Origin of the sequence: Pandoraea anapnoica, from assembly GCF_902459765.1 — a bacterium.
In the GTDB taxonomy this organism is placed as follows: Bacteria; Pseudomonadota; Gammaproteobacteria; order Burkholderiales; family Burkholderiaceae; genus Pandoraea; species Pandoraea anapnoica.
Genome location: NZ_CABPSP010000001.1, coordinates 260,532 through 279,251 on the forward strand (window position 1 = coordinate 260,532; position 18,720 = coordinate 279,251).

The 18,720-nt window shown below is 63.1% G+C and carries 16 protein-coding genes; 12 read left to right on the forward strand and 4 right to left on the reverse strand.

Annotation, left to right across the window (positions count from 1 at the left end):
• Positions 1-7 precede the first annotated feature (7 nt).
• The 5 genes from PAN31117_RS01265 to PAN31117_RS01285 all read left to right on the forward strand — a co-directional run bounded on the left by PAN31117_RS01265 (position 8) and on the right by PAN31117_RS01285 (position 6,521).
• Positions 8-844 carry an ABC transporter permease gene (locus tag PAN31117_RS01265; protein WP_217429624.1) on the forward strand — a complete coding sequence of 279 codons (837 nt, stop codon included), beginning with the start codon at positions 8-10 and terminating at the stop codon, positions 842-844.
• A 10-nt stretch (positions 845-854) separates the two neighbouring features.
• The gene (locus PAN31117_RS01270; RefSeq protein WP_095178512.1) at positions 855-1,649 is read left to right on the forward strand and encodes an ABC transporter ATP-binding protein; all 795 of its coding nucleotides are present in this window, start codon (positions 855-857) and stop codon (positions 1,647-1,649) included.
• A gap of 44 nt (positions 1,650-1,693) precedes the next feature.
• Positions 1,694-2,980, forward strand: a complete 1,287-nt coding sequence (locus tag PAN31117_RS01275) for a dicarboxylate/amino acid:cation symporter (protein WP_150736596.1) — start codon at positions 1,694-1,696, stop codon at positions 2,978-2,980.
• Positions 2,981-3,171: 191 nt separating this feature from the next.
• Positions 3,172-5,172: a sensor histidine kinase gene (locus tag PAN31117_RS01280; protein ID WP_150736597.1), complete on the forward strand. Its 2,001-nt coding sequence runs from the start codon at positions 3,172-3,174 to the stop codon at positions 5,170-5,172.
• Positions 5,172-6,521, forward strand: a complete 1,350-nt coding sequence (locus PAN31117_RS01285; protein ID WP_150736912.1) for a sigma-54-dependent transcriptional regulator — start codon at positions 5,172-5,174, stop codon at positions 6,519-6,521. The genes PAN31117_RS01280 and PAN31117_RS01285 overlap by 1 nt, the downstream gene beginning before the upstream one ends.
• Before the next feature lie 147 nt (positions 6,522-6,668).
• Here PAN31117_RS01285 and PAN31117_RS01290 read toward each other — a convergent pair whose 3' ends face one another.
• Entirely contained in the window at positions 6,669-7,193 is a 525-nt protein-coding gene (locus PAN31117_RS01290) for a TlpA disulfide reductase family protein (RefSeq protein WP_150736598.1), read from the reverse strand.
• 97 nt (positions 7,194-7,290) lie between these two features.
• Positions 7,291-8,046 carry a thioredoxin domain-containing protein gene (locus PAN31117_RS27390; protein WP_246188863.1) on the reverse strand — a complete coding sequence of 252 codons (756 nt, stop codon included), beginning with the start codon at positions 8,044-8,046 and terminating at the stop codon, positions 7,291-7,293.
• Positions 8,047-8,119: 73 nt separating this feature from the next.
• Between PAN31117_RS27390 and PAN31117_RS01300 the strand changes: the two genes are divergently transcribed.
• Positions 8,120-8,668 (forward strand): hypothetical protein, encoded by a 549-nt coding sequence (locus PAN31117_RS01300; RefSeq protein WP_150736599.1) that lies wholly within the window; start codon positions 8,120-8,122, stop codon positions 8,666-8,668.
• Between the two features lie 144 nt (positions 8,669-8,812).
• Here the strand turns inward: PAN31117_RS01300 and PAN31117_RS01305 are convergent, their stop codons facing one another.
• Together PAN31117_RS01305 and PAN31117_RS01310 are read right to left on the reverse strand one after the other, a co-directional pair.
• On the reverse strand, positions 8,813-10,393 hold the full coding sequence (locus PAN31117_RS01305; RefSeq protein WP_150736600.1) for a YifB family Mg chelatase-like AAA ATPase: 1,581 nt from the start codon (positions 10,391-10,393) through the stop codon (positions 8,813-8,815).
• Between the two features lie 401 nt (positions 10,394-10,794).
• Positions 10,795-11,043, reverse strand: coding sequence for an accessory factor UbiK family protein (locus PAN31117_RS01310; protein ID WP_150736601.1), 249 nt, complete (start codon positions 11,041-11,043; stop codon positions 10,795-10,797).
• 395 nt (positions 11,044-11,438) lie between these two features.
• Here PAN31117_RS01310 and PAN31117_RS01315 point away from each other — a divergent pair, with 395 nt between their 5' ends.
• From PAN31117_RS01315 to gshB, 6 genes are all read left to right on the forward strand, one after another.
• Complete coding sequence (locus tag PAN31117_RS01315) at positions 11,439-12,284, forward strand: TorF family putative porin (RefSeq protein ID WP_150736602.1); 846 nt, start codon at positions 11,439-11,441, stop codon at positions 12,282-12,284.
• A gap of 13 nt (positions 12,285-12,297) precedes the next feature.
• Positions 12,298-12,636 carry a P-II family nitrogen regulator gene (locus tag PAN31117_RS01320; protein WP_010804740.1) on the forward strand — a complete coding sequence of 113 codons (339 nt, stop codon included), beginning with the start codon at positions 12,298-12,300 and terminating at the stop codon, positions 12,634-12,636.
• A gap of 25 nt (positions 12,637-12,661) precedes the next feature.
• The gene (amt, locus tag PAN31117_RS01325; RefSeq protein ID WP_150736603.1) at positions 12,662-14,188 is read left to right on the forward strand and encodes an ammonium transporter; all 1,527 of its coding nucleotides are present in this window, start codon (positions 12,662-12,664) and stop codon (positions 14,186-14,188) included.
• A gap of 475 nt (positions 14,189-14,663) precedes the next feature.
• Positions 14,664-15,953: a glutamate--cysteine ligase gene (gene gshA, locus PAN31117_RS01330; RefSeq protein WP_039395348.1), complete on the forward strand. Its 1,290-nt coding sequence runs from the start codon at positions 14,664-14,666 to the stop codon at positions 15,951-15,953.
• 503 nt (positions 15,954-16,456) lie between these two features.
• Complete coding sequence (locus PAN31117_RS01335; protein ID WP_150736604.1) at positions 16,457-17,716, forward strand: helix-turn-helix transcriptional regulator; 1,260 nt, start codon at positions 16,457-16,459, stop codon at positions 17,714-17,716.
• A gap of 59 nt (positions 17,717-17,775) precedes the next feature.
• Complete coding sequence (gene gshB, locus PAN31117_RS01340; RefSeq protein WP_150736605.1) at positions 17,776-18,714, forward strand: glutathione synthase; 939 nt, start codon at positions 17,776-17,778, stop codon at positions 18,712-18,714.
• The last annotated feature ends 6 nt before the right edge of the window (positions 18,715-18,720 follow it).

The following is an 18,720-nucleotide window of genomic DNA, read 5'->3' on the forward strand; positions in this document are numbered from 1 at the left end:
CGAACGGATGTCTGCAGTGCTCTCCCATTCGGGTGCTTCACGCGCCGCGCGTATGCTGCGCGGCGTGCTGATTCCGGTCGCGGTCGTGGTGATCTGGCAGATCGTCACCGGCATCGGCTGGATCAACCCCATCATTCTCCCGTCGCCGCTCGCTGTCGTGACCAAGTGGTGGCAATACCTCAAACCGACCGTGGCGATGGCCGAAGGCTTCGGTGCGTGGCTCGAATCGAGCGAATTGCTCATGGACGCCACGCATAGCCTTTACCGCGTGATCATGGGCTTCATCGTGGGTGCAGGCATTGCGCTGCCGCTCGGTCTGCTCATGGGCACGAGCACGCGTGTCTACGGCCTGTTCAATCCGCTGGTGCAAGTGGTGCGTCCGATTCCCCCGATCGCGTACATTCCGCTGGCCATTCTCTGGTTCGGTCTGGGCAATCCCCCCGCGTTCTTCCTGATCGCCCTGGGCGCGTTCTTCCCGGTGCTGATGAACACGATTGCCGGTGTGCGTCACGTCGACGGCATCTATCTGCGTGCCGCGCGAAATCTCGGCGCGGGTCAGCTCACGATCTTCCGTCGCGTGATTCTGCCGGCGGCTACGCCCTACATCCTGTCGGGCGTGCGTATCGGTATCGGCACGGCGTTCATCGTCGTGATCGTGGCCGAGATGATCGCCGTGAACAACGGGCTGGGTTATCGCATTCTGGAAGCGCGCGAGTACATGTGGTCGGACAAGATCATCGCCGGGATGCTGACCATCGGTCTGCTCGGCCTGGTGATCGACCTCGGCATGGATCGTCTCAACAACCACCTGCTCAAGTGGCACCGTGGTCTGGAAACCAAGTGAGGCGACTGACATGCTGATTCAAATCGATCACGTCAACAAACAGTTCCCGATTCCCGGCGGCGTCGTCGACGCGCTCAAGGACATCGACCTGAACATCAACGCGGGCGAGTTCGTCTGCCTGCTCGGCCCGTCGGGTTGCGGCAAGTCGACGCTGCTCAACGCGCTCGCAGGCTTCGTGCAACCGACTTCGGGGGCGATTCGCATTGACGGTCGTGCCGACGCCGCCGCCGAGCCGGGCCCGGATCGCGGCATGGTGTTCCAGGAGTACGCACTGTTCCCGTGGATGACCGTGGCGCAGAACGTCGCGTTCGGTCTCGAAATCAAGGGTATGAAGCGCGCTGAGATCAACGAGCGCGTGAACTTGCTGCTCGGCAAGCTCAACCTGCGCGAGTTTCGCGACCGCTATCCGCGCGATCTCTCGGGTGGCATGCGTCAACGCGTGGCGATTGCCCGCGTGCTCGCGCTCGACAGCCCGATCATGCTCATGGACGAGCCGTTCGGTGCGCTCGACGCCCTCACGCGCCGCACGTTGCAGGACGAGCTGCTGCGCATTTGGGAGGAATTCAGGAAGACGATCATTTTCGTCACTCACAGCATCGAGGAGTCGATCTATCTGGCCGACCGGGTCGTCGTCATGACGTACCGGCCGGGCACGGTCAAGCGGGACGTGGTCATCGAACTACCCCGTCCGCGCGACACGGCAGGCAGCGAATTCAATGAATTGAAGAAGGAGCTGGCCCAGATGGTGATGGAGGAGCAAATGCGCTTTGCGCAAAGCGAGATTCGCGGCGTCACCGCGGATTAATAAGAAGGGCGGTGGCTTGCCCCGCCGCCTGAAGAGGAAACAACATGCAAACCCAGACCAAAAAACCCTTTTACCGCATCCTGTACGTGCAGGTGCTGTTTGCCATTGTCGTCGGCATTCTGCTTGGGCACTTCCGGCCCGAACTCGCCGTCGAGATGAAACCGCTTGGCGACGCGTTCATCAAGCTCATCAAGATGATCATCGGTCCGGTGATCTTCTGTACGGTCGTGACCGGTATCGCCGGTATGGAAGACATGAAGAAGGTCGGCCGCGTTGGCGGCAAGGCGCTGATCTACTTCGAAGTCGTCTCGACGCTCGCACTCGTGATCGGCCTGATCGCCACGCACGTGCTCAAGCCGGGCGCTGGCTTCAACGTCGACATCAACTCGCTCGATCCGAAGGCTATCGCCGGCTACGCCGCGAAAGCCGCGCACGGCGACACGTTCACCGACTTCCTGCTGCACCTGATTCCGAACACGATCACCGACGCGTTCGCCAAGGGTGAAATCCTTCAGATCCTCGTGATCGCTATCCTGTTCGGCGCAGCGCTTGGCGCCATCGGTGAGCGTGGCCGCGTGGTGACGAGCTGGATCGACAGCGTGTCGGGTGTGCTCTTCCGCGTTGTGCACATCATCACCAAGGTCGCTCCGCTGGGCGCGTTCGGCGCCATGGCGTTCACCATCGGCAAGTACGGTATCGCTTCGCTGGTGCCGCTCGCCAAGCTGATGGGCACGTTCTACCTGACGTCGTTCCTGTTCGTGATCGTCGTGCTGGGTCTGATCGCCAAGTTCACCGGCTTCTCGATTTTCCGCTTCCTCGCGTACATCAAGGAAGAGCTGCTGATCGTGCTGGGTACGAGCTCGTCGGAAGCTGCGCTGCCGCACCTGATGGAGAAGATGGAAAAGGCCGGTTGCTCGAAGTCGGTGGTGGGTCTCGTGATCCCGACCGGTTACTCGTTCAACCTTGACGGCACGAACATCTACATGACGATGGCCGTGCTGTTCATCGCACAAGCGACGAACATCGACCTGACCTGGGGCCAACAGCTTACGCTGCTCGCCGTGGCGATGCTGACCTCGAAGGGTGCTTCGGGCGTGACCGGCGCAGGCTTCATCACGCTGGCTGCAACGCTGGCCGTGATCCCGACGATTCCGGTCGCCGGGATGGTGCTGATTCTCGGTATCGACCGTTTCATGAGCGAATGCCGTGCGCTGACGAACATCGTCGGCAACGGCGTTGCGACCATCGTCGTGTCGGCCTGGGAGAAGGAACTGGACCGCAAGAAGCTGGCCGAAGCCATGTCGGGCAAGCAAGGTCCGGAGCTGGCCTGACGGCCAGCGGCAGGGGCGGGCGGTGCTGCGCGTGATGTGTCTCGCGCGACATTGCCAACCGGTTCGCCGGGTCCCTGCCAACCTGTATCGACCGTACGTTCGCCACCGGGCGGCGCGGCACAGGCACAATAGCGCCTGAGCTTCGCCGCCCGGTGGTCCTTTGAGCATCTCACGCAACACCCTGTGCCCCAATGGCCACCCCGCACGACAACACGATCCGCGCCCGCCACGCCCGCGGCAGTCACGCACCCCAAGGTGCCGCTGCGCCCGTGAGCCGTGAGGACGCAGTGGGCAATCGGCGCGACGAAGTCCCCATCGATCTCGAGAGGGCTGTCCCGATGCGCCGTTGGTCATGGATCGTCGCCATGTTGCTGGCGAGTGTCCTGTTTTGCTGGTTGACGTACGCCCTGAGCTGGCAGCGGGGTGTGGCCGACCTGCGCGTGAACGCCGGCGCGCGCGTCGAACGTTACGCAGGCAGCCTGCGCAGCACTGTCGACCGCTACGAATTTCTTCCGTATCTGCTCTCGCTGCATCCGTACGTGCACGACCTGTTGCTCAATCCGAAAGACAAGGCCGTCGTGCAGCGTGCCAACGATTATCTGTTCGACGTCAATCAACGCGCCAAGGCATCGGCAGCGTATGTGATCAACGCGAACGGTCTGGCACTCGCCGCAAGCAACTGGCGCGAGAAGGCCACGTTCGTCGGACAGGAGTATCGCTTCCGTCCGTATTTCATCGACGCCATCAAAGGCGCTTTCGGCCGCTTTTACGGCGTGGGGACCACCTCCGGCGAGCCGGGGTATTTCGTCTCCCAGCCGATTCTCGTCGACGGACAGATCCAAGGCGTGGTCGTGGTGAAGCTAAACCTGGAGTGGTTCCAGCGCGCGGGGGCGGACGCCTCCGAGCCCGTTGTCGTGGCGGATGACCACGGCGTGATCTTTCTGTCGTCCGAGCCGCGCTGGCAGTATCGTTCGCTCTCGCCGCTTGCCCCTGCCGTGAAGGCGGCGCTCGATAGCACGCGCCAGTATTACAACCAGAACGTCACGCCGCTCGCCTGGAGCGAGGACGAACGTCTCGACGCCGACGGCGAGGTCGTGACGGTGCATGATGGCAGAGGCGCGGGAAAGAACCGGCGCTTTCTCGCCGTGCAACGCAAGCTGGGCGAGCCGGACTGGACGCTCATGTACTTCGCGCCACTCGATCAGGTGATCGCCAATGCACGGATCGCGGCCGTGGCCGCGGCGTGTCTGGCGGCGTTCACTTGTTTGCTGGGCGTGGCGTGGAATCAGCGGCGTCAGCGTGTGCGCGACATGCTCAAGAGCCGCGAGCTGTTGCAGTCCGCGTATGCCGAACTGGGCGAGCGGGTCGCCGAGCGCACGGCCGATCTGCAATCCGCCAACGAGCGTCTGCAAACGGAAGTGCAGGAGCGCTCGCGCACCGAACACGAATTGCGCGAGGCGCAGAGCGAACTCGTGCAGGCATCGAAACTCGTGGCGCTGGGGCAGATGGCCGCCGGTATCACGCATGAGCTCAACCAGCCGCTCTCGGCGCTGCGCAGTTTCTCGGACAATACGCGCGTGCTGATCGAGCGCCGGGAGTACGACGCCGCGCAGGAGAACCTCGAAGCCATCGCGTCGCTCACCGACCGCATGGGCAAGATCACCGGGCAACTGCGTCTCTTTGCGGGGCGCGCGCGGCGTGGTGACATGGAGGCTTCGGTGCAGAGAGCGCTGGACAATACGCTGATGCTGCTGCGGGTACGTCTGGCAGGCATTCATGTGACGACCACCTTCGCGCGCGGCCTTGAAGATGTGCAGGTCGCTTGCGAGGGCTTGCGCCTTGAGCAGGTGTTGATCAATCTGGTAGGTAACGCCATCGACGCCGTGGTGGGGGCTGCTAACCCGCAAGCCTCGCCGTCGATATGGATCGATGTGGACGCGGACGACCTGTGGGCGCGCATTTACGTGCGCGACAACGGGCCGGGCATTTCGGAGGCACATATGCCGCGTCTGTTCGAGCCGTTTTTCAGTACCAAGGAGGGCGGTCAGGGCATGGGGCTCGGACTCGCAATTTCGTCATCCATCGCACAAGAGAACGGCGGCCAGTTGGTCGCCCGCAACGTTCCGGGCGGTGGGGCTGAATTTCTCGTGACGCTGCGCCGCGTGCAACGCACCGGCGCGACAATCGCATGATGTACAAGAACCTCCAGATCCTATTTGTCGAAGACGACGAACTCGTGCGGCGTGCCACGCTGCAAAGTCTGCAACTCGCCGGGCTCGATGCCTTCGGGCTTGCTTCGGCTGAAGCAGCGCGTGAGCGCATCACGCCGGACTTCGCCGGCATTGTCGTGTCGGACATTCGTCTGATCGGCATGAGCGGGCTCGAATTGCTCGCGCATTTGCGTCAGCACGCGCCGGAAGTGCCGGTCATTCTTGTCACCGGTCACGGCGATATCTCGATGGCGGTGCAAGCCATTCGCGACGGCGCTTATGACTTCATCGAGAAGCCCTTCGCACCGGACCGTCTGATCGAGTCGGCCAAGCGCGCGCTGGAAACGCGCAAGCTCATGCTGGAGAATCAGGCGCTGCGCCGTGAGCTGGCGGAGCAGGGCGGACGCGTCTCGCGCATCATCGGGCGCAGCCCGTCGATGGAGACGCTGCGCACGCTCATCGCCAACGTCGCCATGACGGATGCCCCGGTGCTCATCAACGGCGACACTGGCACCGGCAAGGAGCTGGTCGCCCGCAGTCTGCACGAGTTGTCGCGTCGCCGCGATGCACCCTTCGTCGCGCTGAACTGCGGGGCACTGCCCGAAGCGATCTTCGAGAGTGAGATGTTCGGCCATGAGGTCGGTGCATTTACCGGGGCGGCGAAACGTCGTATCGGTAAGCTGGAGCATGCGTCGGGCGGCACGTTGTTTCTCGACGAGATCGAGAGCATGCCCCCCGCGTTGCAGGTGAAGTTGCTGCGCGTTCTGCAGGACGGCGTGCTGGAGCGACTCGGATCGAACCAGTCGATTCGCGTGGATTGCCGCGTGGTGGCAGCCGCCAAGGGTGATATGGAGGCGCTCGTGCGCGAGGGGACGTTCCGTCGCGACCTCTACTACCGTTTGAATGTGGTAACGCTGGCGCTGCCGCCGCTGCGTGAGCGTCGTGAAGACATTCTGCCGCTGTTCGAACATTTCATGCTCGATTCGGCCGTGCGTTACGGACGCCCCGCGCCGGTGGTGTCGGACCGGATGCGTCAGGAGTTGCTGCAGTCGGACTGGCCGGGCAACGTGCGCGAGTTGCGCAACGCGGCCGACCGTCTCGTGCTGGGTGTGGCGAGCGCGCCAGAAGGAGAGTCGCTTGCACCGCTGCCGCTCAAGGAGCAGGTGGAACGGTTCGAGCGGGCTGTGCTTCAGGAGGCGCTGGAACACAGCAAGGGCAATGTGGCGGCAACGGCCGAAGCGTTACATGTGCCGAAGGCGACGCTTTACGAAAAGCTCAAACGCTATGGCCTGCATACGCGCGGACATGGCGAGGGTGGCGACGGGCGCTGACGGTTGCGCGTTGTGCCTCGTGCGTCGTGCGTCGTGCGATGGTAACGAGGCGAGTACGCAATGGTTCGGGCATTCGAGCGCTAATGTGATTGGGAAAACAAAAAGCGCCCTGCGGGGCGCTTTCTTGTTGGCAGCTTATGTCGAGCGTCAGGCTTGCTTTGCCAGTGCCGTCTCGATCAGCTTGTTGAGTTCGGCGTATTCCGGCTCGCCGACGTATTGCTTGAGCACCTTGCCGTTGCGATCCACGACGAACGTCGTCGGCGTGAGCTGAACGTTGCCGTATTGCTTGGCCACGCTGCCGTCGGAGTCCATGGCGACCTTGAACGGCAACTGACGTGACTGCGCGTAGTTCATCACGTACATCGGCGGGTCGTAGCTCATGGCCACTGCGACAAACTCCAGTCCCTGGCCTTTGTACTTCTCATACGTCTTCACCATCGTCGGCATTTCCTTCATGCACGTGACGCAGCTCGTCGCCCAGAAGTTGACCAGATAAACCTTGCCCTTGAGTTGTTCGGTGTCGAGCTTCTGACCCGAGAGCAGGGTGAACGTCGCTTCAGGCGCACGCTTCTGACCGGCGAACGTGAAGTATGCGGCAATCGCCACGGCGGCGATAACCACGACGGCGAGGATCTTGCCGAGAGGAGACTTGCGGGAGGTCGTAGCGCTCATGACACAGCCGTGTGGGTAATGGAGTTCGGGTGGGGGCAGAGATCCGCCATTTTGACGTCGATCCGCCCTCGATTTGCCAACGATTCTACTCTGAATCTCAGCGCGTCGTGGTGCCGCTGCCAGGGTGCAGACGTGTGCGTCCGCGTGCAATGGCGTCGTCCAGATACGCACCGTAGAAGTCCGGCAGACCTGCGCCGATCAACGGGTCTGCGACAGGGCGTCCGCTGGTATCGAGGAACAAAACCGTCGGTGACACCTTGACGCCATGGGCACGCGCCCACGCAATGCCGGTGGTCGTCGTGCCATCGAAATCGCGTACGGGCGTCGTGCTGTCCATGCCGATTTCGCGCACTTCGTACTTGCCGCTGCGCACGAGCGGGGCCAACTCGCGTTGACGGATCGGGCCGCAATAGACGCAGTCCCGCAGCGACACGAGGACGATCAGCGGCGCGTCGAGCGAGGCCGCGCGACGCGCGTGCGCCGCGAAGTCCGTCGCCATCGGTACTGCCGCCTGCTGTTTGGCCGCTGTCTTGCTGTCGAGCGGTTTTGCCGCCGCACCCTCATGCGGATAGGTGACGCCGGTTGCTTGCGCGAGAACCAACGTCGAGGCGGAGGACGTCGGGTGTCCCACAGACTGGTCGAAACCGTCGTCAGCGCTTTGCGTGCCCGGTGATGCGAAACATGCGACCGGCGCGATGATCGGTAGTGTGATCACAGTGCTGGCGATCAGAGATTTCAGCAGCCGTGCGAGTCCCATCGCCCGCGGCGAAGCAGCCGGGGCCGTTGGGGCGGACGAGGTAAGGGACGTGGGAGCGCAGGCGTGTGTCATGCCGCCGATGATACCGGGAACCACGCCCTGCCGTTTTTCCTGCCGCACCGCATGGCGGATAATGGCGGCTTCCCTTTCTCCGACTCCTCCGACGTCTATGAACCGCGTTGTCCGTGTCTGCGTCCTGCTTGCTGCGTCTGTCACGACCATCGTGATGGCCGCGTGCTCCCCTCGCTACGATTGGCGTGAGGTCCACGACAAGGATGGCGCGTACGCCGTGACCTATCCCGCCAAGCCCACGCAAGACGAGCGCGAGGTAAAGTTCGCCTCCGGGCCGCTGCCGATGCGCATGCAGGCCGCGCGCGTCGACGCTGCACTCTTCGCGGTGGGCGTGGTCACGCTTCCCAGCGATGACGCGACGCTGCGCCAGACCGTCGTTGACGAACTGCAACATGGCTTGCTTGCCAATGTGAACGAGCGCCAGGTGACGCCCTCGCAAGTGATGGTGCGTCAGGCGGGCGATGCACCCTCGCTTCCCGGCATGGCGGTCTCCGCGCAGGGCATGGCGAGCGACAAAGCCGAACGCTACGTCTCCGCCCGTTTTGTCGGACGTGGCAACCACGTCTATCAGGTTGTCGTCATGGGGACGAAGGCCCCCGGCAAGGAACAAGTCGACCAGTTTCTGGACTCGTTCACGCTTGAGTGAAGTGACGCCCCCGAGTCCTGGTCACGGCGCCCCGAGTTACGGGCGAGGAACAGGTCGCCCCGTTTCCTGACTCGTTCACGCTTACGCTGGGGGCACCTCCTTCAAGTCTTCCGTCTGCGCTTGGCTGCGAGTGGGTATCGGTACTCACCCCGGTGCCTCGCGATACTGCACCGCCTCGGCAATGTGAGACGCATCGATTGCGTCGCACCCGGCGAGGTCCGCGACGGTGCGTGCCACGCGCAACACACGGTGATAGGTGCGTGCCGACCAATGGTGTTGCGTCACCGCACGGTGCAGCACCTCCTGCGCCGCAGGTTGCAATGGACATTGCGCTTCAAGCGCGCGATTCGACAGACCGCAGTTCAACTGCCCCTGACGCGATAGCTGGCGTGTCTGCGCTTGTCTCACGCGCATGGCCACGACTTCGCTGCGCTCGCCGGTGGCGGGGGCGGCGAACGTTTCCGCACTGAGTGCGGGCACTTCCACATGCAGGTCGATGCGATCTAGCAATGGTCCCGATAGACGATTGCGGTAACGTGCCACCGCGTCGCTCGTGCACCGGCAGGTGCGTGACGGATGCCCCAGATCGCCGCACGGGCACGGGTTCATCGCCGCTACCAATTGGAATGCGGCGGGAAAAGTCGCGTGACCCCCTGCGCGTGAAATCGTGACGTGCCCCAGTTCCAGCGGTTCACGCAACACTTCCAGGACGCGACGCTGAAACTCGGGCAATTCGTCCAGGAACAACACGCCGCGATGCGCCAAACTGATTTCACCCGGACGCGGCGTACTCCCGCCCCCCACAAGGGCCGCTGCCGAAGCCGTGTGATGAGGCGCGCGAAAAGGACGGCGTCCCCAATGCCGCATGTCAAAGCCCTGCGCGCTCAGGCTCGCGAGCGTTGCTGCTTCCACGGCCTGCGATTTGGACAGCGACGGCAACAGGCCGACCAGCCGTGTCGCCAGCATCGATTTGCCGGTGCCGGGTGGCCCGTAAAGCAAAAGATGATGGCCGCCCGCCGCCGCCACTTCCAGCGCCCGTTTGGCGTGCTCCTGTCCTTTGATGTCGATCATGTCGGCGATGTCGCTGCCAGAGGGCGCTGCGTCCTGCGCGCTGACACGCGCGACGTCGCTGTCGAATCCCGCGTTGTCGGCTGTCTTGCCGCCAGGCGACCCCGGCACGACGGCACGTGCGAGCGGTATCGCGACATCCGGTTCCGCGAGGTGGGCGCAGACGTCGAGCAACGCGCGCGCGCCATACACCGTGGCTTCCTCCACCAGCGCCGCTTCCTGCGCACTTCCGGCAGGAAGTACCAGCGCGCGTGACGATGGCTCCGACGCGATCGCGCTCGCCATCGCCAGCCCGCCGCGAATCGGGCGCAACTCGCCGGTCAGCGACAGCTCTCCCGCGAACTCGTGCTTGCGCAGCCCGGCCTCCGGCAACTGACCGCTCGCCGCCAGAATGCCGAGTGCAATCGGTAGATCGAAACAGCCCGACGCCTTCGGCAGATCGGCCGGGGCCAGATTGATAGTGATGCGTCGCGCGGGGAATTCAAACCGACTGTTCTGCAACGCTGAGCGCACCCGCTCCCGGCTTTCCTTCACTTCGGTATCGGGCAGCCCCACCAGCGACAGTCCCGGCAACCCATTCGCCAGATGGACTTCGACCGTCACCGGACGCGCCGACATCCCCGTGATCGCGCGGCTGCTCACCACTGCCAATGACATGACATCCCCTCCGACGGCGCAGATCGCGCCGATTTCAAATCGCAACGCGCCAGACGTGTTGCCTCGATGTCGTCGATGGTCGCCCTTGAGCACGGCCATGCGCAATGCCATATCCGCGCAAATGCGTGGCCGCGAAGCGATTTGGGATGGGAGGTGACGCGTGTCCGGAATCGGCCGTCAGTCGGCTAAGAAAATTCCGATAAGCGTTCGCGAATCCACTAGGTGCGAGCGCGCAAGCCGGGAGAAGGCAACTGACGTTTGAAGCCGGAGGGGGAGGAGACGGAAGGCGGAGATGTTAGAAGCAGGGGGCGCGGAAAATTGCGGAACACAAACCGCCTGGCACGCGCACGGGCGAGCGCGTTCCCATGTAACAAGGAGCGCTTTCGCGCCCCTTTAGATCGTCAGTCTTGCGCTTCGCTGCGCTGGCTTTCGAGCTCTGCCACGCGCTTTTCCAGCGCTTCGAGCTTTTCGCGTGTGCGAGCGAGCACTTGCGCCTGCACGTCGAATTCCTCGCGCGTCACCAGATCGAGTTTGGTGAAGCCCTGGCCCAGCAGGCTTTTGACGTTGCGCTCGATATCCTTGGCGGGCGATTGCTTGAGCATCTCGCTCACCTTGGCTTGCATGTCTTGCAGGATCTCGTTCGGTTTCATAAGCCTTCCTCTCGTCGTTTCTGTGCACCGATGTGGTGCCTGCACCGTCAACGTGCTTCGTCGTGCCGGCCAGACCGGTGCAACGTGGTGCATTCCGGCGCGGCCCCTCAATGTTGGCGCAACTCTAACACCGTTTTTTGCGCCCAGCCACTCAGGCGACCCGGCCGGCGGTGGCCGCGTGCGCCTTTGACATGATTTACCGCGCTTTGTTGTTCCTGGCCTGTCGTTTGCGCACCTCACGCCCCCGGAATTTTGCCAATTTTTTATCCCGAAATTCGTATCTTGCGCGTCGCAGCATATGCGGTCGAAGGACCTGGCACGGGAGTTGCTACACCCAGTTCGGAACCTGCCGCACGCTGTACCAAGACGTAGAACGTCAACTTAAGGGGAAAGTGATGAGAAAAGTGTCAACTGCGATGGCTGGCTTTGTGTTCTTTGGTGCAATGGCGGCGTCTGCCGGCGCATTTGCGCAAGCGGCCGCTGAGGGCGCCGCACCGGCAGCAGCACCCGCAGCACCACCGGCCGACGCAGCCGCAGCTGCTGCCGAACCGCTGACGATTACCGCCAACGTCGGTCTGTTCTCGGATTACCGCTTCCGCGGCATCTCGCAAACGGCCAAGCGTCCGGCGATTCAGGGTGGCTTCGATATTGCGCACGAGTCGGGTCTGTATGCCGGCGTGTGGGCGTCGAACATCAGCTGGATTTCGGACGGTAATTCCGCCGTCAGCGCACCCATCGAGATGGATTTCTATGGTGGATGGAAGAAGGAAATCATTCCCGACTGGACCATCGATTTCGGTGGTTTGCAGTACTACTACCCGGGCACTTATCCGTCCGGCCAGTTTTACGCACGTCCGCATACGTTCGAGTTGTATGCCGCAGTGGGCTGGAAAACCGTAACGCTGAAGTATTCGCACTCGCTGACCCGTCTGTTCGGTCTTACGAGCCCTGACGGTCAGGACACGACCAACAGCGGCTATCTCGATCTGACGGGCACCTACGACATCGGCTTCTGGGGTCTCTCGGCCGTGGGACACGTGGGTCACCAGTGGGTGCACAACTTCAGCGCCGCAAGTTACACCGACTGGAAGATCGGCCTGTCGAAGGATCTGGGCAAGAACTTCAGCGTGTCGGTCTCCTACGTCGATACGAACGCTGACGAAAAGTACTACACCGCCGCGAATTCCGGCAAAGTGCTTTCCAAGGCGACGGTCGTCGTAGGGTTGTCGAAGACATTCTAAGGAGCGACTCATCATGAAACTGATTACCGCAATTGTGAAACCCTTCAAGCTCGACGAGGTGCGTGAAGCCCTCTCGAACATCGGCGTGGCAGGGATTACGGTGACCGAAGTCAAAGGCTTCGGCCGCCAGAAGGGCCATACCGAACTGTATCGGGGCGCAGAGTACGTCGTCGACTTTCTGCCGAAGGTGAAGATCGAGGCGGTAATCGGCGACGCCTTGCTCGATCAGGCGATCGACGCCATCGAGCAGGCGGCCCGCACCGGCAAGATCGGCGACGGCAAGATTTTCGTGTCCAACGTCGAGCACGTGGTCCGTATCCGTACTGGGGAGACCGGCGAAGACGCGCTGTAAAGGTCCCACATAAGAGACAACAATCATGAAAAAACTACTTGCCAAACTCCTGCTCGCCGCCGCCTTCACGGGTGTCGTGGGCCTCGGCGCCAGCGCCGCGCTGGCTCAGGACGCCTCGGCGCCTGTCGCCGCTTCGGAATCCGCAGCACCCGCTCCCGCAGCGGCCGCCGCAACGCCTGCGGCCGCACCGGCACCTGCGGCACAAGCCGCTGCGCCGGCCGCCCCTGCGGCCGCGCCCGTGCCGCCGAACAAGGGCGACACGGCCTGGTTGCTGACCTGCACCGCGTTCGTGATTCTCATGACGCTGCCCGGTCTGGGCCTGTTCTACGGCGGTCTGGTCCGCTCGAAGAACATGCTCTCCGTGCTGATGCAATGTTTCATCATCTTCTCGCTGGTGGTCGTGCTCTGGGCGATCTATGGCTATAGCATCGCGTTCACCGAAGGCGGGGCGTTCTTCGGCGGCTTCGATCGCTTGTTCCTCAAGGGAATGACGCCGGACTCGGTGGCGGCCACGTTCAGTAAGGGCGTGAATGTGCCGGAGTACGCGTACATGGCGTTCCAGGCTGCGTTTGCCGCGATTACCTGCGCACTGATCGTCGGTGCTTTCGCGGAACGGGCCAAGTTCTCGGCCGTGCTGCTGTTCACCGTCATCTGGTTCACGTTCTCGTACCTGCCGATGGCGCACATGGTCTGGTTCTGGGCCGGTCCGGACGCGTACATCGACGCGGCGGCGGCTGACGCAGCCAACGCACACGCCGGCTGGCTGTTCCAGAAGGGCGCGCTCGACTACGCTGGCGGCACCGTGGTGCACATCAATGCGGCTATCGCAGGGCTTGTGGGTTCGTACATGGTTGGCAAGCGCGTCGGTTTCGGTAAGGAAGCCTTCAAGCCGCACTCGCTCACGATGACGATGATCGGCGCGTCGCTGCTCTGGTTCGGCTGGTTCGGCTTTAACGCCGGTTCGGGTCTGGAAGCGAACGGCGGTGCTGCACTTGCCTTCGTCAACACGTTGCTCGCTACCGCTGCTGCCACGCTTTCGTGGACGGCCGGTGAGTGGATTGGCAAGGGCAAGCCGTCGATGCTGGGTGGCGCATCGGGTGCCGTGGCCGGTCTGGTGGCGGTGACGCCGGCAGCGGGCTTCATCGGCCCGATGGGATCGATCGTGCTCGGCTTGCTCGCCGGTGTGATCTGCCTGTGGGGTGTGAACGGGCTGAAGCGCCTGCTCAAGGCCGACGATGCGCTCGACGTGTTCGGCGTGCACGGCGTGGGCGGTATGCTCGGCGCGATTCTGACGGGCGTGTTCGCTTCGCCGTCGCTCGGCGGCACGGGGATCTACGACTACGTTGCCAACAAGGTGGCACCGGATTACTCGATTGCGGGGCAGGTCTGGATTCAGTTCCAGGGCGTGCTGACCACGCTCGTGTGGTCGGGGGTCGTCGCCTTCATCGCCTTCAAGATCGCCGACATCGTGCTGGGTCTGCGTGTGCCGGAAGACGAAGAGCGCGAAGGTCTGGACATCACCTCGCACGGCGAATCGGCGTATCACAACTGAAGCAACAACTCAGGCAATTGATTTCGCCTGAATTACATCTGTCTCATCGCACCGTTTAGCCCCGGCTTCCGTCCGGGGAAACCCCGGGAACGTCAGCGGGTCGGCAAGGACTCGCCGACAAAGGCCAGACGGCCCGTCCCGGGCGACGCGAGAGGAGTTGCCGGAAGCCGGTCGGACAGCCGGCGCCGGCATTGCGCGGGCACCCAGGCGGTGCCCGTTTTTTTCGGCGTGGCCGGAAATCGCGCCCGTGCTTGTGATTTTCGGTTTTGCCCCCATGTCTTCTCACCGCGGCATCGCGCCGCGCTCCCCATAAACGTTGCCGACGCATGCTCGTACGCCGGAAATCGTCGTCTTATCGACGGTTTTACTGCGCGGCTGGCCTCGCGTCCCGGTGCCCCTTCCCCGGGCATGGCGAACGCGGGGGGCGCTGAGCGTATGCTCTACAATCGATATTCCATCTGGATATGAGAGAAGCATGGTTCCGCATCTCGTCACGGCCCTGAAAGGCCCCTTGCTCGACCTGGAAAAGAAGATTCTCGATGCGACGCCCGCCATCGAGCGCTGGTTCCGGCTTGAGTGGCAGGAACATACGCCGCCGTTCTACTGTTCGGTCGACCTGCGAAATGCCGGCTTCAAGCTCGCTCCCGTCGACACCAATCTCTTCCCCGGTGGCTTCAATAATCTGGCACCCGAAGTGTTGCCGCTCGCCGTGCAGGCCGCGATGGCCGCCATCGAGAAGATTTGCCCCGATGCGAAGAACCTGCTGCTGATCCCCGAACGCCATACGCGGAACTCGTTCTATTTGCAGAACATTGCGCGGCTGTCGACGATCATGCGTCACGCCGGGCTGAATGTGCGCCTGGGCAGCGTTTCGGATGACATTACCGAGCCGACGACCATCGAGTTGCCGGACGGGCAGCACGTCGTGATCGAGCCGCTGGAGCGCACGCCGCGCCGTCTGGGTCTCAAGAACTTCGATCCCTGCTCGATTCTGCTCAATAACGATTTGTCGGCCGGCATCCCGCCGATTCTCGAAAATCTGCATGAGCAATATCTGCTGCCGCCGCTGCACGCCGGCTGGGCGGTGCGTCGCAAGAGCCAGCACTTTTCGGCCTACGACGATATCGTCAAGAAATTCGCCAAAATGATCGACGTCGATCAATGGATGCTCAATCCGTACTTCGCGAAGTGCGAGGGCGTCGATTTCGACGAGGGCGTCGGTGTGGAGAAGCTTGCCGATACCGTCGACGCAGTGCTTAAGAAGATCAACAAGAAGTATCGCGAGTACGGGATCACCGAGAAGCCGTTCGTCGTCATCAAGGCCGATGCCGGGACGTATGGCATGGGAGTGATGATGGTGCACGACGCTGCCGAGCTCAAAAACCTGAATCGCCGTGATCGCACCAAGATGAGCGTGGTGAAGGAGGGGCTCGAAGTGCACGACTTCATCGTGCAGGAAGGCGTCTACACGTTCGAGCGTATCAACGAAGCGGTCGCGGAGCCGGTCGTCTACATGATCGATCGCTACGTGGTGGGCGGCTTCTACCGTGTCCATACCGGGCGCGGCACCGACGAAAACCTCAACGCCCCCGGCATGCACTTCGTGCCGCTTGCGTTCGAGCATACGGCGCTGCCGGATGTCCACGCGAAGCCGGGTGCTGCACCGCCGAATCGCTTCTATATGTACGGTGTGGTGGCGCGTCTGGCGCTGCTGGCGGCGTCGGTCGAACTGGAACGCACTGATCCGGATCCCGAAACATATTGATCGACCCCGACCGGTGTCGCGCAAGGCGACACGTTGCGCGGCGAGTGACAACTCGCTGCGCGCTATCGGTTTCGGCGGGGTTCGGCATCGCTTTGAGAAGTTTCTGAATTTGACGTGAGACGACGTTCGCTCGGCGACGGTCTTGGACGCCTCCCGTCCCGAGAGGCGAAAAGAAAAAGACGCCCGGCTGGCCCCCCGACTAGCCGGGCGTCACATTTACCGGTCGCCTCATGCAACGACCGGAAATCGGGGCTTCCCTGGGCGGTTCACCCCGCAAACTGGCTTCCTGCGCATCCCCTTCACGTGCTGGATCGGTGTACTGTGCCGATCCGTCCCGGTTCGCGTCAGCAATGGAGCGATGATGCGACCGTTTGACGCAACAAACATCCCCCGAATGGGGGATGTTCGTCGGTGTTCATGTGGAATAGGAAATTTCCCCGGAATCAACTTTGATTGGGAGACGCATGGAAGTGCAGGGGGACTTGCGCGCGTGCCTTCGCCAAATGCATCAATTACCGGTCTCCACACTCGGCTACCTGCCGCTGTGGCTGGAGACGTTGCGCGTGTGGCTCTCGGCCGACAGCGTTGCCGCGCTCTGGTGTCATGCGCAAGACGGTGTGAGTCCGGTGAGCGATCCGTCAGGTGTGGCAAACGTTACGTGTGGGTACGCCCCGCAAGCACCGTTATCGGCGTGTGAGCGGTTGGCGTCAACCGGTTGGGCGATGCCGTCTGCAGCAGAGTTGCGACTGTCGCCGATTCAGTCGCTGCACCACGGTGGCGTGCTGTTCGGGCACGCGCGCAAGCGTTCCGACGTGACGCGACGGTCGTCGTTGCCGAGCCATCTTGACCGTCCGCCGGAGCTTGATGCGTGTTTGGCCGATGGCGATGTGCTCGATGCTTACCTGCTGCCTGCGAGTCGCGTGGCCGACGAACGCCTGCAACCGACGCCTTCTCACGGGGCCGAAGAGGCCAGTCCGGCGGGGCAGACGCCTCCCCTCGGCGCGTTGCGGCTACTCGTGTCGCGCAGCCGGACGCGACTGGCGTTCAGCGCGCGAGAAGTCGCAGCGTTCGAGACGGTGGCCGCCGAGTTTGCCAAAGCACCGGCACGTCCACATTTCCCGCCGCTCCCCTCTCTCGCGAGCGCGATGCTGCCTGCCGCCGAGGGGCAGGCGATGCAGGACGGGGCGGGGACTGTCTGTGCCGACGTATCGGGCACGCTCGTGTGGCACCGGCGTCAGCCCGAGTGGGCCGATCCGGGCGCGTTGGCACTTATGCGCCGCGTCTGGCAACTGGTGCCGGGGCGTGCATGGCCTGACGCTTACGTGGTCGTGCAGGCATGCCAGCGGCTGGCCGACGAGTTGACGCTGTATCCCTGCGGTATGTCCGGCACGGCCGTCTCGGGGGCGCAAATCGGTACCACATTACCGGTGCCGGGCGGCACGTTGCATCTGCATGCCACCCATCTTTGCGGCATGGGCGGGCGCGCCACAGAGCGCGTGCGCATCTCCCTGCATCTCGCCGTGCCGCCCGCCATCCGCCTGTTGGCGCGGTTGTGGGACACGGCGCTGACACCCGTGCAGCGGGAGATCGTGATGCGCTTGCTGGCGGGGCAGTCGCGTACGCAGACGCGCGAAGCGTGCGCGATTGGCGTGCAGACGCTCAAGACGCATCTGTCGCTCATGCGGGCCCGGCTGGATCCGGTGCGCGACGCGTCGCTGCTCCTCGGACTGCGCAGCGGCAAAACGACGCCTCGGCTAGAATAGACGCCTGTCGCCGCAGCTTGCGGTGTGTGCATCCGAACCCCCAAGACTCCCGCCGATCGATGCAGATTCTCTTTATCGCCGACCCGCTCGACCAGTTCAAGATTTACAAAGACACCACGTTCTCGATGATGCGCGAGGGCGCACGTCGCGGGCACCGCATTTTTGCGTGCGAGCCGCACGAGTTGGCATGGCAAGGCGCTACGGTCGATGCGCGCGTGAAAGAGATTCGTCTGACGGGCGACGCCGACGCCTGGTACGAAGTCGTCGATAAGCGCGTGGCGGCGCTCACCGAGTTCGACGCGGTGATCATGCGCAAGGATCCGCCGTTCGACATGGAGTACATCAACTCCACGTGGCTGCTTGAGATTGCCGAGCGCGCTGGCGCTCGCGTGTTCAACAAGCCGAGCGCGATTCGCGATCATTCCGAAAAGCTGGCGATCGCCGAATTCGGGCAGTTCGTAGCGCCCACGCTGGTCACACGCGACGCCGCACGTCTGCGCGCGTTTCACGCCGAACATGGCGACGTCATCTATAAGCCGCTCGACGGTATGGGTGGCACGGGCGTATTCCGTATCGGTTCGGACGAGCGCAACCTCGGCTCCGTTATCGAAATGCTTGGCGAGAACGGTGCACGTTCGGTGATGGCGCAGCGTTTCATTCCCGACATCAAGCTGGGTGACAAGCGCGTGCTGGTGATCGGTGGAAAGGTGGTGCCGTATTCGCTCGCCCGTATTCCGCAAGGCACCGAAGTGCGAGGCAACCTCGCAGCCGGTGGCGTGGGTGAGGCGCGGGAACTGACGCCACGCGATCGCGAGATCGCCGAGACGCTGGCGCCGATCCTGTGGCAACGCGGTCTGCTGCTCGTGGGGCTCGACGTCATTGGCGACTACCTGACGGAAGTGAACGTCACGAGTCCGACGTGCTTCCAGGAAATCACCGATCAGACCGGCTTCGACGTGCCGAAGATGTTCATCGACGCGCTGGAACTGGCGGTCTGAGACGTC

Excerpts from the sequence above, each read along its gene's own strand:
- PAN31117_RS01265 (WP_217429624.1), top strand. The coding sequence starts at position 8 with ATGTCTGCAGTGCTCTCCCATTCGGGTGCTTCACGCGCCGCGCGTATG.
- PAN31117_RS01270 (WP_095178512.1), top strand. The coding sequence starts at position 855 with ATGCTGATTCAAATCGATCACGTCAACAAACAGTTCCCGATTCCCGGC.
- PAN31117_RS01275 (WP_150736596.1), top strand. The coding sequence starts at position 1,694 with ATGCAAACCCAGACCAAAAAACCCTTTTACCGCATCCTGTACGTGCAG.
- PAN31117_RS01280 (WP_150736597.1), top strand. The coding sequence starts at position 3,172 with ATGGCCACCCCGCACGACAACACGATCCGCGCCCGCCACGCCCGCGGC.
- PAN31117_RS01285 (WP_150736912.1), top strand. The coding sequence starts at position 5,172 with ATGTACAAGAACCTCCAGATCCTATTTGTCGAAGACGACGAACTCGTG.
- PAN31117_RS01290 (WP_150736598.1), bottom strand. The coding sequence starts at position 7,193 with ATGAGCGCTACGACCTCCCGCAAGTCTCCTCTCGGCAAGATCCTCGCC.
- PAN31117_RS01300 (WP_150736599.1), top strand. The coding sequence starts at position 8,120 with ATGAACCGCGTTGTCCGTGTCTGCGTCCTGCTTGCTGCGTCTGTCACG.
- PAN31117_RS01305 (WP_150736600.1), bottom strand. The coding sequence starts at position 10,393 with ATGTCATTGGCAGTGGTGAGCAGCCGCGCGATCACGGGGATGTCGGCG.
- PAN31117_RS01310 (WP_150736601.1), bottom strand. The coding sequence starts at position 11,043 with ATGAAACCGAACGAGATCCTGCAAGACATGCAAGCCAAGGTGAGCGAG.
- PAN31117_RS01315 (WP_150736602.1), top strand. The coding sequence starts at position 11,439 with ATGAGAAAAGTGTCAACTGCGATGGCTGGCTTTGTGTTCTTTGGTGCA.
- PAN31117_RS01320 (WP_010804740.1), top strand. The coding sequence starts at position 12,298 with ATGAAACTGATTACCGCAATTGTGAAACCCTTCAAGCTCGACGAGGTG.
- amt (WP_150736603.1), top strand. The coding sequence starts at position 12,662 with ATGAAAAAACTACTTGCCAAACTCCTGCTCGCCGCCGCCTTCACGGGT.
- gshA (WP_039395348.1), top strand. The coding sequence starts at position 14,664 with ATGGTTCCGCATCTCGTCACGGCCCTGAAAGGCCCCTTGCTCGACCTG.
- PAN31117_RS01335 (WP_150736604.1), top strand. The coding sequence starts at position 16,457 with ATGCATCAATTACCGGTCTCCACACTCGGCTACCTGCCGCTGTGGCTG.
- gshB (WP_150736605.1), top strand. The coding sequence starts at position 17,776 with ATGCAGATTCTCTTTATCGCCGACCCGCTCGACCAGTTCAAGATTTAC.